The sequence below is a fragment of the Persicitalea sp. genome, from assembly GCF_041751555.1.
Taxonomy (GTDB): domain Bacteria; phylum Bacteroidota; class Bacteroidia; order Cytophagales; family Spirosomataceae; genus Persicitalea.
This window is the reverse complement of the sequence record NZ_JBGSXF010000142.1, coordinates 1-7727: the sequence shown is the minus strand read 5'-3', so window position 1 is coordinate 7727 and position 7727 is coordinate 1. Positions and strand designations below refer to the sequence as shown.

General features: G+C 50.7%; 8 protein-coding genes and 1 riboswitch. Of the genes, 5 read left to right on the top strand and 3 right to left on the bottom strand.

Translation table 11 applies throughout. The features are described from left to right. Nucleotides 1-196 precede the first annotated feature (196 nt). Nucleotides 197-550: a bacillithiol system redox-active protein YtxJ gene (gene ytxJ, locus ACEW8P_RS04830; RefSeq protein WP_373511972.1), complete on the top strand. Its 354-nt coding sequence runs from the start codon at nt 197-199 to the stop codon at nt 548-550. 64 nt (nt 551-614) lie between these two features. On the opposite strand, the gene ACEW8P_RS04825 is transcribed toward ytxJ, so the two are convergent. Beyond that, a complete protein-coding gene (locus ACEW8P_RS04825; protein WP_373511971.1) occupies nt 615-1043 on the bottom strand; it encodes an OsmC family protein in 429 nt (142 codons plus the stop codon). A gap of 127 nt (nt 1044-1170) precedes the next feature. Between ACEW8P_RS04825 and ACEW8P_RS04820 the strand changes: the two genes are divergently transcribed. From ACEW8P_RS04820 to metK, 4 genes are all read left to right on the top strand, one after another. Continuing rightward, nucleotides 1171-1920: a hypothetical protein gene (locus tag ACEW8P_RS04820; RefSeq protein ID WP_373511970.1), complete on the top strand. Its 750-nt coding sequence runs from the start codon at nt 1171-1173 to the stop codon at nt 1918-1920. Between the two features lie 77 nt (nt 1921-1997). Beyond that, on the top strand, nt 1998-2876 hold the full coding sequence (lipA, locus tag ACEW8P_RS04815) for a lipoyl synthase (RefSeq protein ID WP_373511969.1): 879 nt from the start codon (nt 1998-2000) through the stop codon (nt 2874-2876). 120 nt (nt 2877-2996) lie between these two features. Continuing rightward, the gene (locus ACEW8P_RS04810; protein ID WP_373511968.1) at nt 2997-4157 is read left to right on the top strand and encodes a lycopene cyclase family protein; all 1161 of its coding nucleotides are present in this window, start codon (nt 2997-2999) and stop codon (nt 4155-4157) included. Between the two features lie 36 nt (nt 4158-4193). Continuing rightward, nucleotides 4194-4293, top strand: a riboswitch (SAM-I-IV-variant riboswitch). Between the two features lie 114 nt (nt 4294-4407). Beyond that, nucleotides 4408-5688, top strand: a complete 1281-nt coding sequence (gene metK, locus ACEW8P_RS04805; protein WP_373511967.1) for a methionine adenosyltransferase — start codon at nt 4408-4410, stop codon at nt 5686-5688. A 90-nt stretch (nt 5689-5778) separates the two neighbouring features. On the opposite strand, the gene ACEW8P_RS04800 is transcribed toward metK, so the two are convergent. Both ACEW8P_RS04800 and murF read right to left on the bottom strand, forming a co-directional pair. Further along, entirely contained in the window at nt 5779-6078 is a 300-nt protein-coding gene (locus ACEW8P_RS04800; protein ID WP_373511966.1) for a hypothetical protein, read from the bottom strand. A gap of 204 nt (nt 6079-6282) precedes the next feature. After that, on the bottom strand, nt 6283-7587 hold the full coding sequence (gene murF, locus ACEW8P_RS04795) for a UDP-N-acetylmuramoyl-tripeptide--D-alanyl-D-alanine ligase (RefSeq protein ID WP_373511965.1): 1305 nt from the start codon (nt 7585-7587) through the stop codon (nt 6283-6285). Between the last annotated feature and the right edge of the window lie 140 nt (nt 7588-7727).

Genomic DNA, 7727 nt, shown 5'->3' with positions numbered 1-7727 from the left:
GAAATGATCAAGAAACTGGACACGCGGCACGTAAAGCAGTAGTTGCGCTGTTGAACTGTTTGATTGTGTAATCGTTGAATCGACGTTGAACTGTTTACCTGTCTAGCTGTTTAATTATTGGATTTAGGGATTCTGATAAAATACAGGACTACATAACAATTCCACAGTTCAACAATTACACAATTACACAACAAACATGAATTGGCATCAACTTACCCAAACTTCCCAGCTTGAAGAAATCAAGGAAGAATCACAGCGGCACCCCGTGCTGATTTTTAAACACAGTACACGCTGCAACATCAGCGCGACGGCCAAAGCACGGTTCGAAAGGAAGTGGAAAGATGAGGAAGCAGGCGGCTTAGCGCCCTACTATCTGGATCTGATCTCGCTGCGTTCTTTATCCAGCGAAGTAGCCGATACCTTCAGCGTTGCCCACGAATCGCCACAGGTTTTACTGATTTCCAAAGGTGAATGCGTGTACGATGCTTCACATTTCGACATTAGTTTCGACGAAATCAGCCAACAAGCCGGCAGCATCGAGTTTGCCTAGATTTTGAAGAATTCAATGTAAGCGGGCGAAGTCGGAAACTCATTTCCCGACTTCGCCCGCTTTTTTAGGCATCCTGCGCTACTTTCCACGAGAAAGCAACCGCTTGCACCACGTCAGGATGCAGACTCAGGGCTACCGGGCAAGTATGAGCGGCGCGTTCTAGTTTAGCATGCTCAGGTTCTGACAATTCTCTGTCGGTAATCATCTTCATTTCGAGTTCTACACGGGCGATGCGACGCGGGGCGTCGGGAGACATCACTTTCGTGATTTCCATTTCGGAGCCTTGCAGGTCAATGCCGTCGCGACGGGCGGCTATACCCATAATTGTCATCATACAGCTGCCGAGGGCCGCTGCAACGAGGTCAGTCGGCGAAAAGGCTTCGCCCCTGCCTTGGTTATCGGTAGGCGCGTCAGTAAGAATTTGGGTTCCCGATTGAAGGTGAACGGCTTGAGTACGTAGTTCGCCTAAGTAGTCGGTTTTGATCGTCGGCATGAGTTTCTGGTTAGTGAGAAGAACATAAAATTATAAAAAACCGTTAAGAAGGAGCGTGGGAAATCAAGAATTAAACAAATTTCTCTATTTTCACCCTTCGAAACACTTTTCCCGGAATTCAAATATCATGCTGAATAAAAAATGCTTATTGCTCGGCAGCCTGTGCCTTTTGCTTACAACTGTAGGTTGGGCGCAAAGGCGCGGCGAAGCTGACACCGACATAGAAACTTACAACTCACTCATTTCGGGCGGCGTTACCACTAACACTAACTCTGGCTTGCTGGGCGGTGTGGTGGTACGTAGTTCCAAATCCATATCCGGGACGCTTTTCGGTAAGCAACAGTTTCGGTACCTGGCCCTTGAAGCGGTCAATGTAAAACATCCCAAGGAGTTTTCGTCGCCTTACCCCGGCAATGGCTCCCGGCTGACCTATGGTAAACAGAATTACCTTTTCGTTCTGCGGCCCGAGTACGGCCGTGAACTTATGTTTTATAACCGCCACTCCAATGAAGGGATTTCTATCAGTGGCATTCTGGCCGCGGGGCCTTCGATTGGCATTGAAAAGCCTTATTATGTACAGCTTCAACCCCGCGCGGGTGTCGTGACTTCGGTGCCGTATACGCCCGACTTGCCAGGCGACATTATTGGTGCGGGAGGCTTCTTTAAAGGCTTCGATAAGTCAAAAATCGTTCCGGGCTTGCACCTCAAGGCTGCCCTCAGTTTCGAATTGAGCGCCTTCCGCGAGAATATGACGGGCATCGAAATTGGCTTTGTGACCGAAGCCTTCTCCCGTCAAATCATCATTATGCCCCAGGCCCAAAACCGCAGCTTTTTCACCTCTGGCTTTGTGACGCTGTATTATGGACTGAAAAAGTAGAGCAAAAATTTTAGCTAACAAGTTTGACTCTGCACGGGTTTTAATGAAAACATGGCAAGAAAGCATTCTGTACTTTAATGATCGAACTCCCCGTCATTCCTTCTCCGCGCAAAAAACGCCCTGACTGGCTACGCGTAAAACTACCCGCCGGCCCCGATTTTCTGCGAGTGCGGCAATTGGTCGATACCTATAAGCTACACACGATTTGCGAAAGCGGTAGTTGTCCCAACATGGGCGAGTGCTGGGGCGCGGGTACGGCCACTTTTATGATTTTGGGCAACGTCTGCACCCGCAGCTGTAGCTTCTGCGCCGTAGCCACGGGCCGTCCGCCCGAGTACGACACCGACGAGCCGCAGCGCGTAGCCCAAGCTATTCGACTCATGGGCGTCAAGCACGCCGTCATCACTTCTGTCAACCGCGACGAATTGAAAGACCGGGGCGCCGAAATCTGGTACCAAACCGTGCGGCAGGTAAAGGAGCAAAGCCCCGCGACGACGATAGAAACACTGATTCCCGACGTGAAAAATAACTGGGACGCACTCTTTCGCATGATCGAGGGCGGGCAGGAGGTAGTCTCGCACAATGTGGAAACTGTCGAACGCCTTTACCGGGGCGTACGCCCGCAAGCCAAGTATGAGCGTAGTTTGGAACAAATCCGTCGCACAAAGGAGGCGAAGCAGCGTACCAAGTCAGGCATTATGCTCGGCTTAGGGGAAACCAAAGAAGAGATGTTTAAGGCGATGGATGACCTGGCAGCCCACGGTCTCGACATCTTGACCCTCGGCCAATACCTGCAACCTACCAAAATGCATCATGAAGTGATCGAGTGGATCACGCCCGAGATGTTCGACATGTACCGCGAAGAAGGCTTGCGTAGGGGTCTGAAATATGTCGAATCCGGCCCGCTTGTTCGTTCCAGCTACCACGCCGAACGCCACGTTAACGTGCCGATCTAAATTTTGCCTTATATGTTTTTGAAAAAGCCCTTGTCCTCTCTTGACATGGGCTTTTAATTTTTGCCCGACTGACGAGATGATTCAAAGAAGAACCCAAAAGACCATAGCCGACCACTCCCTATGAAACGTTACGACTACATCATTGCGGGAGGTGGCTTGGCGGGACTGAGTCTGGCTTATTATATGAATCAGTCGGTGCTACGCAACAAGCAGATCCTGATTCTCGACAGGGACGAAAAAAACAAAAACGATCGCACCTGGTGCTTCTGGGAAACAGACCGGGAAAGCCCGTTTGACCCGATTGTTTTCCGAAAATGGCCGGAAGTTTACTTTTATGGGAGTGGCGGTTTTGAAAAGAAACTCGACTTGGGCAATTATGCCTACAAGTGGATTCGGGGAATTGATTTTTACAATTTCGTTAAGACCGACCTTGCGGCCAACCCTAACATTACCTTTCTGCAAACGAACGTTGGACGCCTAACCAGTACCGCCGACGGCGGCTTCGTCATTACCGAAGCCGGACAGTTCATCGCCGATTACGTCTTCGACAGCGTCACTTCGTTGCGGCTCGACAACAAGAAGCGGGAGAATATGCTCCAGCATTTTAAAGGATGGGAAATATCCACTCCGCAGCCTTCCTTCGATCCCGACGTGCCAATTATGATGGACTACCGCATAGCGCAAACCGGCCTGGGCGTACGGTTTAGCTACGTATTGCCAGTGGACGAGAAACGGGCCTTCGTGGAGTACACAGTCTTCTCCGACAAACTTTTGGAACCAGCCGAATACGACCGCGAGCTGCATACATACATTCGTGATGTCTTGAATATTCAGGATTTCGAGATCCACCACGAGGAATTTGGGGTGATTCCTATGACCGACGAGCTTCCCGAAACCCCTCGCGATAGTCGCGTCATTAGGATCGGTACTTCGGGCGGCTACGTCAAGGCTTCGTCGGGTTACGCCTTTAAGCGTACGCAGTGGCTCACGCAGGAACTAGTGAGTCAAATCCTGACTACGGGCGAACCCTCACCACCAAAAGCGACATTGCACTCCTGGTTCAAGCGGCTTATGGACAGTACACTACTAAATGTTTTGTTGCGGGAACGCCACTCCGGGGAAGTCATATTTACGCACCTTTATAAAAAAAATCTTACGCCTAAACTTCTCACTTTCATGGATGGTAAGGCCTCCTTCGCTGACGAACTGCGCATCATGTCTACTGTGCCGCTCTGGGCCTTCACCAAAGGAATGGTCGATACGCTGATAAAGAGATTCTAGCGCGTTTGGTTAATTTCTAAAAAAAAATCAATTTTGCACCGGCATCCAGAAGCTTCGGAGGAGAAGCGCCAACCGGGCTTGAACACCACGGTGGTAAAGGAACGATGTGGGTATCAAACCAAAAAAAGTTCACTTCTCCCGCCCCGCTTCCTGGATTCGCCAATCAGTATCGCCCAATGCGGTTCCAGCACATTCGTTTTTACAGCCTGCATTCCAGTAATTCATCATTCATCATTCATCACTCAAAAAAATGCCTTACCTGTTCACTTCGGAATCCGTGTCGGAAGGACACCCCGACAAAGTAGCCGACCAGATTTCGGACGCCCTCATCGATAACTTTATGGCCTGGGACCCCAGCAGCAAAGTAGCTTGCGAAACCCTCGTTACCACCGGACAGGTGGTACTGGCCGGAGAAGTCAAGACCAGCACTTACCTCGACGTGCAGAAGATTGCGCGGGAAGTAATCCGCAAAATCGGCTACACCAAGAGCGAGTATATGTTCGAGGCCAACTCCTGCGGCGTGATGTCGGCCATTCACGACCAGAGCGCGGACATCAACCAGGGCGTGGATCGTGCGGCGGAAAGCCAGGATTTCGAGGCCAAAGCCAACGCCCAGGGCGCGGGCGACCAGGGCATGATGTTTGGCTACGCGACCAGCGAAACCGAAAACTACATGCCGCTGGCGCTGGATCTGGCGCACAGCATATTGAAAGAGCTGTCTAATATTCGTAACAATGAACCCGAACTCATCCCTTACCTGCGGCCTGATGCCAAGGCACAGGTGACGATCGAGTACAGCGACGACAATGTGCCGCAGCGCATCGACACCATTGTGGTTTCGACTCAGCACGACGACTTCGCCAGCGAGAAGGATATGTTGGAAAAAATCAATTCTGACGTCATTTCTTTTGTCATCCCCCGCGTGAAAGAAAAGCTGACGGAAGCAATGCAAGAACTCTTTACCGACAGTATTACCTACTATATCAACCCCACCGGAAAGTTCGTCATCGGCGGGCCGCACGGAGATACCGGCTTAACGGGCCGCAAGATTATCGTCGATACTTACGGCGGTAAAGGGGCGCACGGCGGCGGTGCTTTCTCGGGCAAAGATCCTTCCAAAGTGGACCGTTCAGCGGCTTATGCTACGCGGCACATCGCCAAAAACATGGTTGCCGCTGGACTCTGCGACGAGGTACTAGTGCAGGTTTCCTACGCCATCGGCGTGGCCAAGCCCTGCGGGCTTTTTGTGGACACCAAAGGCACGGCGAAGGTCGATATGAATGACGGACAGATTGCCCGCGAAATCGAAAAAATCTTCGATATGCGTCCTTACGCCATCGAGGAACGCCTGAAACTACGTAACCCGATTTACTCCGAAACGGCGGCTTACGGCCACATGGGGCGCGTCAACGAAGTAGTCAAGAAAAGCTTCAAAGGGGCCGACGGCACGGAAAAGGAAATGGAAGTCGAACTTTTCACCTGGGAGAAACTTGATTTTGTGGACAAGATCAAAGAGGCGTTCGGATTGTAAAGGTTTTGATTTTTTACCCGAATTTTAAAGCAAAAAGCCGCTGGAATCATCCAGTGGCTTTTGCTTTTTTAGCAGTTTGATCTTCTTAAATCAGTCTTTAACATAAACTTTTACGCCACCTATGCGTCCAGCGATAAAATTGTAAATGACCGCTGAGAGGGCTCCCGAAGCGATCCCAATAACCCCGTAAATGATCGGGACAAAAATCAGCATAATAGCCCCGCCCCCAAATATTAATCCTCTCTCGTAGCCACCAAGACTGGTGTTCGCAAACGGCAGAGAAAAAATTAGAAAGAAGAAAAAGATGAATACAAGGCTGAGGAGCGCCATCACGGCCCCCGACATTAGGGCTGCGGAGCCTACGTCGATACGGGTGATTTCTTTTTTCATGATTTTTTGAAAAGTTTATGGAGTGGGGGAAAGGTTGGTTTTGACTGAATATTTTAACAAAATACCTTCCGTCTGCTGGTTTACTCGAAAGTAGATGTGGTACGGGCTTCCAGCCCGTCTTTCGCCGAGAACTCGATTTCTAAAAAGAATCATTTGCTAACGACGGGCTGGAACCGCGCCGGCGCACCGGCGCGTACCACATTTTCACAAAAACTGGACGACACTCTCCAGCCCCATGCCTCGGGAGCCTTTGATGAGGATGTGCGTGTTTTCCTGCGGGTGATCCATAAGCCAGTTGTGCAGAGAGAATTTATCGGGAATGTAGTACGCCTTGGGCAAGGCGGGCAGGGCGTGTTGCATGAGCGGCCCGGTCAGAATTACAATGTCGAACTTGCCCTCGGCGACTAATTGACCAATAGCTAAGTGCTCGGCGGCGGCTTCATTGCCCAATTCCAGCATATCGCCCAGAATCAGCAACTTGCGTGGGGCGTCGCTGCGGGTGAAGTGTTCGATGGCCGCCCGCATGGAGCTGGGATTGGCATTGTAGGCATCGAGCGTGATGGTGTTACTGCCTCTTTCGATTACCTGTGAGCGATTGTTGTCGGGCTGGTAGTCGGAGATGGCGCGGTGCGCGGCTTCGCCGGGTACTTCGAAGTAATGGCCGATGGCTAGGGCGGCGCAGATGTTGTCAAAATTGTGCTTACCTGGCAAGTGTGTGACAATAGTTTGCTGCTCCTGATTTTCGTAAATGACGAACGGCGTTTCTTTGACCAGCGTCGGATTCACTTCCGAACTGGCGGTGCGGTAGAAAACGATTTCGCCAAAGGCGTGTTTCTTGCTCACCATTTCCATCAGCGTGTCGTCCTGCACATTGACAAATACGACCCGCTTTTTCTTGGAAAGGTAGGTGTAGAGTTCGCCTTTGCCTTTTTTGACGCCCGCGATGCCGCCGAAACCTTCGAGATGCGCCTTGCCAATGTTAGTAATAAGCCCGTGCGTCGGTTGGGCAATACTGCACAGAAAGGCGATTTCCTGCTGGTGGTTGGCACCCATTTCAATTACCGCTACCGTGTTCTCATCCGGGTGAATAGACAATAGCGTGAGCGGCACGCCTATGTGATTGTTGAGGTTACCGACAGTGGCATTGGTGCGGTACTTTTTGGCAAGAATAGCTGCAATGAGTTCCTTCGTGGTAGTTTTGCCATTTGAACCCGTCAGGGCGATAACTGGAATGTCCCAGGTACTGCGGTGGTGTTTGGCTAGTTCCTGTAAAGAGGCCAGAACGTCGTCCACCATTAAAAAGCGAGAATCCTTAACGACCGAAAAATCGTCTACCACGGCGTAGGAGGCCCCACTTTCCAGGGCTTTTTGGGCAAAAGCATTGCCATCGAAATTATCGCCTTTCAGGGCAAAAAACAGACAGCCTTCCGTAATTTTCCGCGTGTCAGTGCAGACCAGCGGATTCTTCAAATAAATATCGTAAAGCTCTTCGAGCGTAATTTCCAGCATTTTTTATGACAACTTGATGAAACAGGACGTTATGTGGTATGGTCGGACGGCCTTTGCCGCTTCCAGCCCGTTTAGGGTAGATAACGCTTCATTGAAAGTATTACCCATGCAAAGGACGGGCTGGAAGCCCGTACCACAAG

Bases quoted from the DNA above. Each gene is read 5' to 3' on its own strand.
- ACEW8P_RS04820 (WP_373511970.1), top strand. From the start codon at position 1,171: ATGCTGAATAAAAAATGCTTATTGCTCGGCAGCCTGTGCCTTTTGCTT.
- ytxJ (WP_373511972.1), top strand. From the start codon at position 197: ATGAATTGGCATCAACTTACCCAAACTTCCCAGCTTGAAGAAATCAAG.
- metK (WP_373511967.1), top strand. From the start codon at position 4,408: ATGCCTTACCTGTTCACTTCGGAATCCGTGTCGGAAGGACACCCCGAC.
- lipA (WP_373511969.1), top strand. From the start codon at position 1,998: ATGATCGAACTCCCCGTCATTCCTTCTCCGCGCAAAAAACGCCCTGAC.
- ACEW8P_RS04800 (WP_373511966.1), bottom strand. From the start codon at position 6,078: ATGAAAAAAGAAATCACCCGTATCGACGTAGGCTCCGCAGCCCTAATG.
- ACEW8P_RS04825 (WP_373511971.1), bottom strand. From the start codon at position 1,043: ATGCCGACGATCAAAACCGACTACTTAGGCGAACTACGTACTCAAGCC.
- murF (WP_373511965.1), bottom strand. From the start codon at position 7,587: ATGCTGGAAATTACGCTCGAAGAGCTTTACGATATTTATTTGAAGAAT.
- ACEW8P_RS04810 (WP_373511968.1), top strand. From the start codon at position 2,997: ATGAAACGTTACGACTACATCATTGCGGGAGGTGGCTTGGCGGGACTG.